This window comes from Sphingobacterium sp. 18053, assembly GCF_902706145.1.
In the GTDB taxonomy this organism is placed as follows: domain Bacteria; phylum Bacteroidota; class Bacteroidia; order Sphingobacteriales; family Sphingobacteriaceae; genus Sphingobacterium; species Sphingobacterium paramultivorum.
In genome coordinates, this window is sequence record NZ_CACSJW010000010.1 from 340,417 (window position 1) to 355,522 (window position 15,106).

Annotated in this window: 9 protein-coding genes and 1 rRNA gene; 6 read left to right on the forward strand and 4 right to left on the reverse strand. The window is 40.9% G+C overall.

Annotated elements, in window-relative coordinates; genetic code table 11:
- Nucleotide 1 precedes the first annotated feature (1 nt).
- The 3 genes from GVK91_RS23400 (at nt 2) to GVK91_RS23410 (ending at nt 3,245) form a co-directional block, all read left to right on the forward strand.
- Nucleotides 2-1,381, forward strand: coding sequence for a DUF5689 domain-containing protein (locus tag GVK91_RS23400; protein ID WP_227550087.1), 1,380 nt, complete (start codon nt 2-4; stop codon nt 1,379-1,381).
- 7 nt (nt 1,382-1,388) lie between these two features.
- Complete coding sequence (locus GVK91_RS23405) at nt 1,389-2,414, forward strand: endonuclease/exonuclease/phosphatase family protein (protein WP_159731510.1); 1,026 nt, start codon at nt 1,389-1,391, stop codon at nt 2,412-2,414.
- Between the two features lie 186 nt (nt 2,415-2,600).
- The gene (locus GVK91_RS23410; RefSeq protein WP_159731512.1) at nt 2,601-3,245 is read left to right on the forward strand and encodes an HAD family hydrolase; all 645 of its coding nucleotides are present in this window, start codon (nt 2,601-2,603) and stop codon (nt 3,243-3,245) included.
- Between the two features lie 133 nt (nt 3,246-3,378).
- Here the strand turns inward: GVK91_RS23410 and GVK91_RS23415 are convergent, their stop codons facing one another.
- Complete coding sequence (locus GVK91_RS23415) at nt 3,379-4,887, reverse strand: alpha-L-fucosidase (protein ID WP_159731514.1); 1,509 nt, start codon at nt 4,885-4,887, stop codon at nt 3,379-3,381.
- Between the two features lie 66 nt (nt 4,888-4,953).
- A complete protein-coding gene (locus tag GVK91_RS23420; protein ID WP_153844789.1) occupies nt 4,954-6,561 on the reverse strand; it encodes a beta-N-acetylhexosaminidase in 1,608 nt (535 codons plus the stop codon).
- Nucleotides 6,562-7,030: 469 nt separating this feature from the next.
- Between GVK91_RS23420 and GVK91_RS23425 the strand changes: the two genes are divergently transcribed.
- Together GVK91_RS23425 and GVK91_RS23430 are read left to right on the forward strand one after the other, a co-directional pair.
- Nucleotides 7,031-9,265 (forward strand): glycoside hydrolase family 2 protein, encoded by a 2,235-nt coding sequence (locus GVK91_RS23425; protein ID WP_159731516.1) that lies wholly within the window; start codon nt 7,031-7,033, stop codon nt 9,263-9,265.
- Nucleotides 9,266-9,522: 257 nt separating this feature from the next.
- Nucleotides 9,523-9,801 carry a DUF4342 domain-containing protein gene (locus GVK91_RS23430; RefSeq protein WP_075990719.1) on the forward strand — a complete coding sequence of 93 codons (279 nt, stop codon included), beginning with the start codon at nt 9,523-9,525 and terminating at the stop codon, nt 9,799-9,801.
- Between the two features lie 24 nt (nt 9,802-9,825).
- On the opposite strand, the gene GVK91_RS23435 is transcribed toward GVK91_RS23430, so the two are convergent.
- The gene (locus GVK91_RS23435; protein WP_159731518.1) at nt 9,826-11,835 is read right to left on the reverse strand and encodes a beta-N-acetylhexosaminidase; all 2,010 of its coding nucleotides are present in this window, start codon (nt 11,833-11,835) and stop codon (nt 9,826-9,828) included.
- A gap of 250 nt (nt 11,836-12,085) precedes the next feature.
- Here GVK91_RS23435 and GVK91_RS23440 point away from each other — a divergent pair, with 250 nt between their 5' ends.
- Nucleotides 12,086-14,212, forward strand: a complete 2,127-nt coding sequence (locus GVK91_RS23440) for a hybrid sensor histidine kinase/response regulator (protein WP_159731520.1) — start codon at nt 12,086-12,088, stop codon at nt 14,210-14,212.
- A 739-nt stretch (nt 14,213-14,951) separates the two neighbouring features.
- On the opposite strand, the gene rrf is transcribed toward GVK91_RS23440, so the two are convergent.
- Nucleotides 14,952-15,063 (reverse strand): 5S ribosomal RNA (rrf, locus tag GVK91_RS23445).
- Between the last annotated feature and the right edge of the window lie 43 nt (nt 15,064-15,106).

Consider the following 15,106-nt stretch of genomic DNA (forward strand, 5'->3'; position numbering starts at 1 on the left):
AATGAACAAAAAAAATATACAAGCTGTCTATACATCGATGCTATCGGTTATCTGTATTGGACTCATCTTATTTACAGGAGCCTGTAAGCGTGATCCTGAAGCCCCCCTATTGACTCAACCGATCTATGACGGTCCCAATGCCAACACAACGATAGCCGCATTGAAAGAAAAATATGCTAACATTACCGATCCAAAAGTAATCGATGAGGATCTGATCATTAAAGCACTGGTGACCGGAAACGACATTTCGGGCAATATCTACAAACAATTGTACATCCAGGATGAAACTGCTGCCATCAATCTAGGAGTCGACCAAAATAGCATGTACACAACTTTCCGCGCAGGCCAGGAAGTGTATATCAACTTAAAAGGCCTGTCCATGGTGAAATATGGTAGTGAGCTACAGATCGGTTTCAGTGGAACCAATGCCAACCGTATCGCCTGGGAAATTTTCAAAGAGCATACCAAAGTAAACGGATGGCCAAATGCAGCCAATTTAACGCCATTGGAAGTTGATCTTTCTAAATTAGACGCTTCGATGGTCAACAAGTTGGTTATCATTAAAAATGTGCGTTTTAACAATGGTGGTGTCAATGCTTTCGCAGGTGGAACGGCGACCGTTAGCGAAGTAGTCAAAGATGCGAATGGCAAAACATTGGATGTCCGCAACAGTAACTTCTCCAGTTTTGCTAAAGATATTCTTCCTAAAGGGAATGGAACATTAGTCGGAATATTGGGCCGTTACAATGGAGGCTGGCAGCTCTTCCTGCGCGATAAAACAGATGTGATTGACTTTGATGGAACTGACGCCGGAACAACACCAACTGACCCTGAAACCGGAGGAACAATTTTCAACGAGACATTTGGAAATGGCACCTACCCGAGTGGCAACCGTCCTAAAATTGCAGATTTCACCGATTTCGACATGAAAGCTCCGGTGACGTACAGCGAGGAAAGTGGTTCGGCAGATATTCGTACAGCGACAGGAATCAGTGCCTCAGTATGGCTTCCGGCAAACAAAGATATTACACTGAAAATCGCTGGAATACAAACGGCCAACAAAACGGATCTTACATTGAGCTACCAGCTTGTTCCTAATATTTACAATGTTGGTGAAGCGACCAACCTCAATGCTATGAAGGTGAAGGTCAACGGAACAACTTATACGATTCCAAGCACACCAGTAGCGATCAACTCAACAGATGACCGTAATAAATATTACACGGTCAGTATTCCAAACATTACACCTGCAGCGACAAGTACCGTCGAATTTATAATGACTGGCGCTGACAATGCCTTTGGCTTCCGTTTAGATAATATTAAAATCGTAAGCGCAACTGGCGGAAACGGTTCTGGCAATACGATTATCGTTACTAAATAAATTAAAGATGAACTATAAACACATCAGCTGTATTTTTCTTCTCCTTTTATTTGTTGTACACACAAGTTTCGCACAAACCAACCGTCGGGTTTACCCCATCGCATTCTACAATTTGGAGAATCTATACGATCCTGTAAAAGATTCAACGATCTATGACGATGAGTTTACACCAAAGGGTGCCAATACATGGACAGAAGCTAAGTATCAGCAAAAAATAAAAAACATGGCACGAGCGATTCGTGCCATCGGTTCACCTAGTTCTAGTTTGGGTCCTATCGCTCTAGGGGTAGCCGAAATTGAGAACCGTCGGGTTTTGGAAGATCTTACACGAGATCCCCAGCTCCGTGAGCTGGGATTAAAGATCGTTCATCACGATTCTCCTGACCGTCGCGGCGTGGATGTTGGGTTCCTTTACAATCCGGAATTCTTCACGCCTTTTAATGACAAGGTTCATCCATTCAACCTACCAGAAAACCCAGGCTTTAAGACGAGAGATCAACTATTGGTATCCGGTACGATTGCTGGAGATACTGTACATATCATTGTCAATCACTGGCCTTCGCGTTATGGCAATAAATCTTCTGAACTTCGCGAATTTGCAGCAGGTATTACCAAAGGTATCTGTGATTCACTTTATCGTGAAAATTCCGAGGCCAAGATTATTATCATGGGCGATTTAAATGATGATCCCAAAGATAAAAGTGTAAGGGAAGTATTGCAGGCCAAGAAAAATCCGCAGGATGTACCTGCGCAGGGCTTATATAATACCATGTGGAAGTTTTACGATAAAGGCATTGGATCACTGGGCTATCAGGGACAATGGAATCTCTTTGATCAAATCATCATTTCTAGACCTTTATTGGACAACAAAAACAAGGGTTTACGTTTTGTCAAAGCTGAAATCTTCAATCGGGATTTTTTGGTGCAACAGGAAGGCCGCAACAAAGGCTACCCACATCGAACATTTTCTGGAGGAGTATTTATCAATGGCTACTCAGATCACTTTCCAACATTGATCTATTTGGTAAAATAATATAAATGAAATCCGATTAACTCTTCCTAAGCGGAATTAAAGATAGGAGTTCATTATATATGAGCTCCTATCTTTTTTTGATCTCCCCCAGTCTTCAGTAATCTTTTATTATACACAAGATATAAACTACCATTTAATCTCATTATTATACCATGGTTCAATCGCAATTTTTACTAGATTTATCAGATGAAGCTTATACTATTTGATCTGGACGGAACACTGCTAGACACATTACAGGACCTCGGGGACAGCTGCAATGCTATTCTTGAACAATATGGATACCCAACGCATCCACTCGTTGCCTATAAGAAATTTGTAGGCAATGGTGTACAGAAACTTATCGAAAGGGCATTACCCGAAGAAGCACGGACAGTAGAGACGATCACAGTCTTACTTGCAGCTTTTAAGACATATTATGAACAAAAACCTGTATCGCATACACGACCCTACACAGGGATTATACCGCTACTACAAGAACTGAAATCATTAGGCTATCTAATCTCGGTAGCATCAAATAAATACCATGAAGCGGTGATACCTTTGATGGCCGAATACTTTCCCGATATTTCATTTGATCTCGTCCTGGGGCATCGAACAGGTCGCCCCGCCAAGCCTGATCCCGATATTGTCTTCGACAGTATCCAAACACTCGGTGTTAGCAAACAAGATTGCTTTTATGTAGGCGATTCATCCGTGGATATGGATACCGCCAATAATGCAGGGGTAACAGCTATCGGTGTTGCTTGGGGCTTTCGGGAAGAGAGCGAGTTAAGACAACACGGTGCACAGCATATTATCCACCATCCACAGGAACTGTTGGAAATTCTATAAAAGAAAAGCGGGACCTAAATCAACACTGATTTAAATCCCGCCTTTTTCGATCACTCCCAGTGGTCTGGAGTAGCGCTCATATACATTTGAAATGCCGATGAGATCGCGAAAACCTTCGCGCTAATGCCAAGAATTACATTTTTGCATCCATGAGTTGATCACTCTGTCCTTTTGGCCTACCAAGCTTCATTTTTACAACAAAAGCTTTATCTGTACTAAACGTTGCCGGAAGAACAATATCATAATATGTATTCTTATCAAGATCCAAACCAATATCGGAACGTTTAAGAGCTAATGATTGACCATTTTGCAATAAAACAGCCTCTACCGGAACCTCAGCTGAATTCTTCGGTACAGCAATGCGGACAATATTATTGACCGGTCGATTAAAGACAGTAAGATAGAGGTTGTCCTCTTTTTTGGTAAAATAACCCAATTTAGATGGGGCAAGTCCTGCATGTCTCACACCATAAACAGCTTCACCATTGATTTTGATCCAGTCACCAATCTCTTTCGCCAATTTATCCTCTCCTGGATGCATCCGACCATTTCCATCCGGGCCAAAATTCAACACGAAATTCCCGTTCATCGACACACAATTCATCAACATATCGATCAAATCGTCGGATGTCTTTGTATAAATACCCGACCAATCTTTCATGTAACCCCAACCGTTAGGCGGGATGGTCATCACACAATCCCAGTCACGTCCCTCTAGCCATTCAAATTCTTTCGGCATCTTACGCTCCCAGCCTTGCTCATAATCTCCCAACATATCACCATTCGAGTCGAAATGCCGCTTTCCAAATTCATCGTTTCGAAAACGACTACCGATGATTAAGCCCGGGTGTTTCTCGCGGAGTTCCTTCTCCAGTTTATAGGTAAAGTCATAGGACTGAATCCAGGACTGATCCCAGGTACCATCGAACCAAAATCCTTTTATCTGCGGATAGTTTTGAAGCAGCTCCAACAATTGGTTACGGGTATACTCCAAAAACTTATTGAATTTTGCCTTTTCTTCCGGTGTAGACGGCGCCTTACCCATATAGTTTGAATTATTCCATTCTAAGATCGAAAAATACAAAAACACATCTATCCCTTCAGCGGTGTAAGCGTCTACAACCTGCTTGACGATGTCTTTTTTATAAGGGCTTTTCTTAATGGTATAGTCTGTATACTTCGAAGGCCATAAGGCAAATCCATCGTGATGTTTGGTGGTAAAAATCAGGTATTTTGCCCCCATTTCTTTAGCCTGCTTAGCCCATAGCTTTGCGTCAAATCCTTTGGGATTAAATTGCTTGTATAAATTATCATAGGTGTTTTTCCAGTCCTTTGGTGCAGTAGGTCCACTCCAGGTACGAATCCATTCGGAAGCGGCCGCACCTTTACGAGCGCTTACTCCTTCCCATTCATTGCCAGGAATTGCATAAAGCCCCCAATGGATAAACTGTCCTAAACCATATGTCCGAAAACGCTCCATCGCTTCATCGGTTCGATGTGCCGGTGTTAAAGGCCCGTATTTTACGTCAATTCTTTGCTCCACCTTTTTGCGTGGCCCAGTCCATTGGGCAGAAACAGTTTTCCCGGCCAATAGCGCACCAGCCAACAGCAAGGTCATCATCAATCTGTTATAGCTTATCATATTTTATCTAATTGTTTATTACCACGATTCTATATAGTCCAACTTATTCAAAGACAAAAAACGCAACTAGTCTGGACGATCAATATACTGTTTCTGTACTTTCTTCATGACGACCGGTTCAGGGTTACTGTCCTGAAATGGATCAAAGTAATAGAGTCCCTGTTCCCGATACAATGCTAAATGTTTCTTTAACACTTTAGTGAACTGGTCAAAATTACGTTGCTTGCCAGATGTCCATGCTGCTTCCGCCAATGCCGCAATTCTCGGAAAGACGAGATAATCCAATCGATTGGTATTTGTCACGGTTTCAGTCCATAGATTGGCCTGGATACCCAATATCTGTTTTCTTCGACCACCTAAACTATCCAACTGTTCGCCTGCAAAATTGTAGACATCTTGAATAGGGTTAAACCCTTTGCCCCATTTCCGTCCATACCGATGGTTTTCCTGCTGCACAAAATCAAAATATAAAGGTAAACGCGGTGTAAGAATTGCCTGATATCCTTTATCCAAAATTTTGTTGAGCTGTTCGGGTTTATCATGGCGCCACCACATCATCACAGTCTGCGCTTTATTCAGTTTTGCGTCTACCATCTCATCCCAAACAATGATTTTTCCATTTATTCGGGCAACGGAATCTCCCATACGTCGAATAAAATACTCTTCCACTTCCTTATTGGATTTCAGCCCTTCTGCCTTTTTTAACTCCTGCACCTGTAGATCATTATTCCAGGCATCACTACCGAAAGCAACCTCATCTCCGCCCAAATGAATGTAAGTCGAAGGAAAAAGCGCTTTTACTTCGCGCAACACATGGCTTAAAAATGAATATGTCGTATTTTTTGCTGGGTGAAAAGTAAAATCAGGGTGTTTTTCATTACCCCCGCCCGATAAAAACGGATACGCGCGATTTGCAGCTGTTGCATGTCCAGGCATATCAATCTCAGGAATGACCTCAATATTACGTTCATCAGCATAAGCAATAATCTCACTGATATCATTTTGCGTATAATACTGTACTCCAGCATAGGGGTCTAAATAATTGCCTATCCCCCCTATTTGAGCCAGCCAAGGATAACGTTGTATACTAAGGCGCCACGCAGGCTCATCCGTCAAATGCCAGTGAAACTTGTTCAATTTATAAAAAGCCATCCAATCCAATAATGACTTTACTTTTTCCTTCCCGAAGAAGTGTCTCGACTCATCTAACATAAAACCGCGCCATGTAAATTGTGCTTTATCTGTAATTTCAACAGCATCCAACTCACGCTGATCACCGCTTAGGGCTGCAACGGACAACAATTGGTCTAAACTTGCAATTCCATTGACAAGTCCTGATTTATCTGAAGCGTAAATTCGAATATGAGTAGGATCTATCTGCAAACGATAGGCCTCATGTTCAAGTGTTTTATCCCAGCTTACCATAACTTGGGCTTCGTCGGCCTTGGTCGCAGCATAGGCCGAAATCCCGAAACGCCCAAGCAGGAGCTTCTTGAAATACAATATCGTGGGATCAAAATAAGGATCGCTTATAATGCCTATATTTCTACCTAGGATAAGTTTCCCCTTCCGCACTTCCTGCTGCTGAGGACGTGGGATGATAGCAACCTGTGCCTCCACAAACTGTATCGTCAAGAATACCAAAAGAAATGTTCCTATTAATCTATGTTTCATCCGTTCTATAGTTATTTTCAACTGATCAGATTAAATCTGCTTGTGTAAAGTATTTGTTTCTAAGTAGGTTCGATCATACATTATTCGAACCTAGTTTGTGCTATAATCGGCCCACCACAGCCAGCACGCGATGTAAAAGGAATACGAAAATCCATCGTATGAACTGTTTACATCGGTTCTGCCCACAGTTTATCTTGTAATGCAATGGTAAAGAATTTATTATTTATTACTGTAGCCCAAGTATAGTCAATCGTTTGCGCAAATCTCGAAAACGTTGTAGTGAATGGACGCAACAAAGCGAATAAAGAAAAAACAATAATTAATAGAGATATTTTGATCACTATTAATTAAAAACAAGATCGAATAGCAGTTCTACTGAGGCTAGTCCAATTAGTCATTATCATTTTGTTAGCTATATTTGAAGACATAAATTTGAAGACACAAATACAATACCCTAAGTTAAAACCGTATGATAAAAAAGATCTTTTATACCTTAATCTTTATTGGAATACTGCTATTGAACATACAAGCACGAACCGTAGTTCCATTTAATACCAGCTGGACTTTCAAAAAGGGACCTTTTTCTACTTCGACATTAGACTATAATCAACTGTTTGAAGGGAAATGGCAGCTTGTCAATTTACCGCACACCTGGAATGCAAACGATATGCAGGCCAAAGAGATTAAGTCTGGTAGTTTAGGAAAAAATGAGCGTTTTTATACCGGTGATGCTTATTATCGCAAATCTTTTGTTCCCGAAACAGCTTGGAAAGGCAAACGCATTTTCATTCGATTTGAAGGGGTCAATACCAACACAGAAGTATACGTAAACAATCAGCCCCTTCCTACCAAAGAAGGCAAAAATGATATTACCTACGACAATACGAAACGCAATGGAAATTATAACTTCGTGGGCAGACATCAGGGTGGTTATTCTGCATTTGTATTCGAACTGACCACTATGCTCCAATTTGGAAAAGAAAACGAGATTTTGGTGAAGGTAAACAATGAAGCTACACCACAGGTCATTCCTGTTAACCATACCCTTTTCCCCATGTACGGCGGTATTTATAGACCAGTCGAGCTTATTGTAACCGACGACATCCATATTGCGGTGAATGATTTTGCAGCTAAAGGAATCTATATCACGCAAAAAAATGTCTCCAAGAAAACAGCCGATGTTGCTGTAAAAATAAAAATAGACAACAAATCCGGAAAAAAACAACCAATTGAGTTATTGACAACCGTTTTCGAAAAAGACGGATCGATTAAAGCCAAACAAAGCACACAGTACACGTTGTTACCGCAAGGCCGTCAAACCGTTACGCAACAAATCCTAGTCAAAAGTCCACATTTATGGCAAGGTTTAGATGATCCCTATCTCTATAAGGTGGTCACACAAATCAAAAAGAACAACCAGGTAATTGATGAGGTAACAGCACCTCTTGGTCTTCGTAAATTTGAATTACGAACCGGTGAAGGATTTTTCCTAAATGATATCAAATATCCACTATATGGTGTTTGTCGCCATCAGGATCGACTAGGTAAAGGATCGGCCCTAAGCAATGCAGACCACGACGAAGACCTGGCAATCATCAAAGAAATGGGAGCAACATCGATCCGATTGGCACATTACCAACAGTCTGAGTACTTCTATTCGAAATGCGATAGCATGGGTCTCGTTATCTGGGCCGAAATCCCGTTTGTCAATCGGGTAACCACCTTGGAAGACAACAACGCACAACAACAACTGAAAGAACTGATCCGCCAAAATTTCAACCATCCTTCCATCTATATATGGGGTATGCACAATGAGGTATACTCTCCTTCAGCCTATACCGTCCAACTAACGACCAAATTAAATGACCTCGCTAAATCCGAAGATCCTGATCGCTATACCGTTTCTGTCAGCGGTTATAATGTTATCGACCATCCAGTTAACAATAATGCAGATGTTCAAGGCATCAATCATTACTTTGGCTGGTATAATGGTGAATTGGAGAATAAATCAGATAAAGAGGATGATGTCGCCTCCTGGGCAAAACGTATCAGTGAAGAATTCAAAGATTACCGGATTATCTTTTCGGAATATGGTGCAGAAGCCATCCCCGAAGATCAAGCAGAAGAGGTTGGAAATTTTGGAAATCAATGGAGCAATCCATCGTTTTTCCCTGAAGAATATGCAACCAAATTTCATGAAGTACATTGGGGCGTGATATCCAAAAGTCCAATTTTCCTGGGTTCTTATGTCTGGAACACATTCGATTTTGCCACGCCCATTACTGCGCTGAATGTTAACCCTCGGAATTATAAAGGACTGGTTTCCTTTGACCGTAAACTGAAGAAGGATGGCTTTTATTGGTACAAAGCCAATTGGAGCAAAGAACCCGTTTTATATATTACACAGCGTCGTATGATCAACAGAGGTAATGAAATCACGCCTATTACGGTTTATTCGAACCGAGGTGAGCCAACATTGATCATCAATGGACAAACGATCAAAGGGGCCAAAATTGGTCAGACCAACGTACACTACATCTTCGAAAACGTGAAGCTAAAACTGGGGAAGAATACTGTAGAAGCAAAAGTAATCCAAAAAGACGGTAAGGTATTAACCGACACGATCGAATGGAACTATGACCCAGCGTTTAAACAAGGACCATCGGGACCAACAAAATCGAAAACAGAGCATGTAGGTCTATAATCACGCTAGCAAAATAATAGACAAAAAACAGGGGTAGCCTAAAAAGCTACCCCTGTTTTTTGTTTAAGGATATATGCCCCCTCGGCTATATTGATCATCATATCACTTACCCTAATTTCAAAAAAGTATTAACCGATAAAAGCGGGTCGTTTACCGAGATTGTCTCGAGACTGGCCTAATGAGCCTCTTTAGCGCCATATTTGCGTCCTATCTTTGAGTCATCAAATAAGAATTAAAAAAATTAAAAAATAAACATCATGGCAACTAAAACAACATTCAGCATCAACAGTAAAACAATTACTAAAGTTTTTCAAGATCTTTTTGATTCCTTCAAAAGCTCCCGTTTAAAAGTTTCCTCCAAGAATGGACAAGAATACTTAAATATCTCCCTGCTATTAGCTGTAATCATCGGAATTATTTTCCCTGTAGCTTTCATTGCATTGATTATTTTAAGTCTGATTGCACCTATTGAAATTGCAATCCTTCAAGAAGTAAAAGAAGAGAATGCAAATCAAAAGATGATCGAACTCAAATAAGTAAAAAATAAAGGGTAATACCCTTTATTTTTTTTCTATCTTATCAAAAGGCCTATTCGGAGACAAATTAAATGTAAAATTTCCTTTTGAATCCACACCGCCAGCACCTCTGACACGAGCTTTGATTTCGTATTTCGATTGCGGATTATAATTCGTTACTGTAAAATTGTAGTAAAAAGGTTTGATCTTGTTGGTTCCCCTAAATTTATCCGCAAGCGCATGATGTCCATCCTCTGCAATGACATGCCCGTCCTGTAGCAATTGTACGGCATCGATCTCCAGGAAATTCTTCCCCTCCACAAAGAAAAATCCAGCTTGCGCTCGTCCATTATCGTAAATCTTCCTGCTCACGTCAAAAGTTAGAAAACTATACGTTTCCTTGATATCATTAGGTCCCCATGATCCCGCAATATATCCCCCGGGACGATAATAATCAATACGCATGGAATCTAATCTTGGAAGATTGGCATCCAATCGATGGCTGAACGCTGTATAATCTTTTGCTGACTTAGCAGCCCATCCAATTTCAGCAACCGCAAGCAATCGCGGAAAATTCTGCACATTCAGGTCTTTAATATCCTGGGCCAACGCTGTCCACATATTTCCCTGAACACCGAGGACAAGCTGATCCTCAGCCGGACTAAGTCCTGCAGAAGGATCAAATTCATACACTCTTTTCAGCGAGTTTATCTGCGGATAGGCCAGGTCAGTCATGGTACCATCATTCCGATCGGCCTGTGTAATATCAAAATAGAGATGCGATGCTGGTGTGGCTACGGCCTTAAATCCATCTTTAGTCGCTTCCTTGATCGCTTCTTCACCAAGCCAGCTCATGATTGCTGTACTCTTCGGCAAGTTTTCAGCATCAGCTAAGATATCATTCCACCCGATCGGTTTTTTCCCTTTCTGGACAATGATATCAGAAACGCGTTGAACAAAATAGCTCTGAAGTGCTTTGACATCCTTAATCTGGTGCTGCTTCATAAAATCCTGCACATGAGCCTCTTTTTCCCACAAATCATGACGAACCTCATCCCCTCCAAAATGAATATAACTACCCGGGAAGAGATTAGCGATTTCGGTGAACACATTATTCAAGAATTCATACGTAAACTCTTTTGTGGGATCCAGTGTATTGGGGGTAAATTGATTTCCCCAATATCCCCAAGATGACACAAAAGGAAAAATGTGATTCGGGTAGGAATTTTTGTTGACCCCAAGTTCAGGATAGGCCAATATTGTCGGCCATGAATGTCCAGGAACATCAATCTCGGGCACAATCGTAATATTACGCTCTCGAGCATATTGAACAACTTCCTTGATCTGCTCCTGTGTATAAAATCCACTGCGTTCTGCAGGTTGCTTTTCTGTTCGATGAAATACCGTCGCATTTTCCATGGTCAATTTCGGATATTTCTTTATTTCAATCCGCCAGCCTTGGTCATCCGTCAAATGCCAATGGAAAGTATTCATTTTGTATAATGCCATGACATCCAAATACTTTTTCACGGTTTTCACATCAAAGAAGGTCCGGCTTACATCTTTCATATAGCCGCGCCAATGATAGCGGGGATAATCTTTAATTTTCACAGCCGGAATATTCCAGCTTATTTCTTTGGTTGGGTTACTACCCTCGAAAGCTGTCGGTAAAAGTTGCCGCAGTGATTGCGTTGCATTGAAAAGCCCATGGGAGCTTTTTGCTGTCACGACCACTCCCCGATTGGAAACCTCAAGCTGATAGCCTTCATCATTAGGTGTTGTCAATTTAGGGTCTAGTCTAAATTCAATACTATTGCTCGCCTGTTTCCTCACGTTCAGGGGATAATGCGTTACTTTTCTCAGCTGCTCAACAAACAAAGACACATCTTTCACATCGCAGTTCTTAAAACTTAAGGTAGTTTGTGGATTCAACTGAAACTGGCCTGCTCCCCTATTGATTTCCTGAGGCTTGGGGATAATATCAATCCCAGACTGCGCATGGAGTCCTTGCGCAAATAAAAGGGATAACGCTACTGAACAGAGGAGTGTTTTCATTAAAATTTAAGTTTTTATTTTTAAATAAACAGACAAAAAAAAGACCGTTTATTGGTTTCGTTATGCAAAATAAAAAATAAAAAATGATCCTTCTACTCCAACTTTCAATCAAACGATTGTGTAAGATTTTCAAAAAGTAGCTCGTTGGCTACAGGCACACCAAGAGGATATCATTTTTTAGTATTAAATTTGACTTCCAGACAAAACAAAATAGGCTATAGTTAACTTATTGGGGTGAAAGAACAATAACGTGAAAAACAGTAAAAAATTATTTATTATCAGGACAGTTTTAATTGCCTTCCTGATTCTTTCCTTGGTTTATATCGGTTCGATATTTACCTATCAATATATTGAGTACCAAAAGACCGAAGCCCGTTTAAATAAAGCTTACAGTTCTAAGAATCAATTGACTAATCTTTTTTACGAACTCTTCTCCTCTTACAACGCTGCCGGAAATGCTTTTCGCTCTTATACCGTGGACTTCAGTGCCGAAAATTTAAAGAATTACAGCAATAGTTTAGATACGTTACGATTTTATATTGATTCCCTTTCGAAGTTGTCTTCCCAAAAAGGACTTACTTTCTCTACAAATACTTCCTTGGAACAAAATATCTCCCTTTCAGACGAGTTCGCGCACATTAAAAAATCTGTTGACAACATGATTTTTTTGGCCAAAGACTCGCTGTCACTCTTAACGAAAACGAATAGAACAATTCGCCCAGGAAACAATCGTATACTCGCAGATTCGGTTGTCAATAAAATATTACGAGATACAGCACTCAATGTAAGTAAGAAGGATACCATTGTCCGAAAGAAAGAAAAACTCTTTACACGTATTTTCAAAGCCAAAAATGACACCCTTGTTGCCGATAAACTGGAACAAAATTTCAACGTTAACCAAATCAAGGCAATACATAGCCAGATCCAAAGTTTGATCGAGCAAAATGAGACATTCCACCGGCAAGATTTCAGTAAGATTCGTCGTTCGTTTGCTGAGCTGCAGCACAAGGAAAGACAGCTTCTACAGTCTAACTACAACTTATTCAGCACGATCAGCACGGCCTTGCTTCGCATTAAGACCCATGAAGATGAGATACTAAGAGCTGCTGAAATTCAAGATTTCAAACTCTATAGAGAAAACTCTTCCATTTTTGGCAAACAGGTCATCGCTTCTATTATTCTCATGATTATTATGGTGACACTTTTGTTGTCCTACCACTACAATACACTTGTGTATGAGCGTAAGCTTACTGCCGCTAGAGATTATGCCTTGCGAACAGCGAAAGAGAAGGCCGGTATACTGGCCAATGTAAGTCATGATGTGCGCACACCGGTCAATTCTTTGGTCAGTGTTATTGATCTGCTAAAGAGCAATGCGGCAAACAATCGGGTCAACCCTATTTTATTAGACTCCATTACACAAGATATCCATGTGATCAATGATACTGTGGAAGATATTCTGAATCTCGGTAAACTAGAGTCTGGTACACTAGAAATTAAGGCTGAGTACTTTTCGCCAACTCAATTGCTCGCGAACCTCATAAAAATGCAGCAGGCTCAAGCAGACAAAAAAGGGTTAAAACTCATCAGTTACATTGATATCGATCCCGACATCTTAATCAAAAGCGGAACGTATCGTGTACGCCAGATTATTTCTAACCTCTTGAGCAACGCCATTAAATATACAGATAAGGGGCAGATAGAGGTAAAAGCCTTTATCAGCAGAGATCAGGGATCCAAATTACACATATTAGTCAACGATACAGGAAAAGGTATTTCGGCAAAAGATCAGGAGCATATTTTCGAACAGTATTATATGACCGATCAGAAATCCAAGAATAGTTTTGGATTGGGATTACATATTTCTAAACTCATGGCCGAACAGCTAAACGGAACGTTAAGTGTTAGCAGTCAACAGGGCAAGGGATCAACATTTACATTAGTCGTTCCATTCACCGAAGAAAAGAAAAATAGGAAACAAATTACGAGCTTGGATAAGCTCTCAAAAGAGCTGAGCTTTGTAGTTATTGATGACAATCCGATCAATAATCTATTCGTAAAACAAGCATTGCAACATTTCGAAGATGTGAAAATCTATCAGGATTCATCTACTGCAATAGCCTATCTGAAGGAAAATAGAACGGATATTATTATCACCGATCTCAAAATGCATGGCCCTACCGGTTGGGATATCCTCAATACGGTCAAAGACAACAATAGCGTAAAGGGATGGAATAGCAAAGTTATTGCGCTGACGTCAGACGAATCACAAGTAACCGTACAGATTCCCGAAGGGCAGCTACATCAATTTGATGGCGTCATGACCAAACCTCTGGACAAAGCTATCCTTGCTCAGCTTATAGCAAAGATTTTGTAAGCGTGCTAGTCAAAAAAATTAGGGAAGGCCTTTTGACCTGCCCTAATTTTTTTGACTCCTACTCGCGTTTACTTGCGGTATTTAAGTAAAGACATTACTCTTCAATACCTGTGTAAAAAAACTACCTGCCGTATCAACATTCTTTACGGAATTGGATAGCCTTCCTAGTCTTGCTTAACTCCAGTTTTACAAACAAAGACCATATAGTCCACCGCTAGCATAGGCAAAAGCTACAAACCTTATTACGAAGCTGTTTATAGACAACAGAAATAGCAATAAAGGCCGCTACCGATAGTCCTAATTCAAAACTTCGCTATATTCTAGCTATCTCCCGCAAAGGGATGAAAAGAGTTCCTAAAGCAGCTTCGAGAAATAAACCACTTGGTTCGTTTTTATGCCCTCCACTGTTCAAGATAAGAAGGCTCTACAGCTATTGTATCAAAGAAGAGGAATATCCGGTTATTCGGGAAGTAATGCTGCAGGTATAAAGAAAAGGGCATTGGGTTTAAGAGAGATAGGAGCAATGTACCATTACCACTGAGCACAGTGACAGTTGCGGTTGCAAGATAGCGACGGTTGCGGGACAGCTTCCGACGGACCGGGCTCACCGACGTCCATGTGCTGCGATACCAATGTGCAGAGGATAGGCAGTGATGGTCAGTGGCGGAAGTGTAACGGCCATGGAAGTATTTAAACGAAAGAAGCCCTTGACTGTTTCCAGCAAGGGCTTCCGTGTAAAAAAAGGCACCGACCTACTCTCCCACCTGTTACGGCAATACCATCGGCTCTGGCGGGCTTGACTGCTCTGTTCGGAATGGGAAGAGGTAGACACCGCCGATATAGGCACCTAAAAATCTTTATTGGCTGATCTATGATATTCATATCATCTTATTC

Coding starts and splice junctions, on each gene's coding strand:
- GVK91_RS23400 (WP_227550087.1), top strand. CDS start 2: ATGAACAAAAAAAATATACAAGCTGTCTATACATCGATGCTATCGGTT.
- GVK91_RS23405 (WP_159731510.1), top strand. CDS start 1,389: ATGAACTATAAACACATCAGCTGTATTTTTCTTCTCCTTTTATTTGTT.
- GVK91_RS23410 (WP_159731512.1), top strand. CDS start 2,601: ATGAAGCTTATACTATTTGATCTGGACGGAACACTGCTAGACACATTA.
- GVK91_RS23415 (WP_159731514.1), bottom strand. CDS start 4,887: ATGATAAGCTATAACAGATTGATGATGACCTTGCTGTTGGCTGGTGCG.
- GVK91_RS23420 (WP_153844789.1), bottom strand. CDS start 6,561: ATGAAACATAGATTAATAGGAACATTTCTTTTGGTATTCTTGACGATA.
- GVK91_RS23425 (WP_159731516.1), top strand. CDS start 7,031: ATGATAAAAAAGATCTTTTATACCTTAATCTTTATTGGAATACTGCTA.
- GVK91_RS23430 (WP_075990719.1), top strand. CDS start 9,523: ATGGCAACTAAAACAACATTCAGCATCAACAGTAAAACAATTACTAAA.
- GVK91_RS23435 (WP_159731518.1), bottom strand. CDS start 11,835: ATGAAAACACTCCTCTGTTCAGTAGCGTTATCCCTTTTATTTGCGCAA.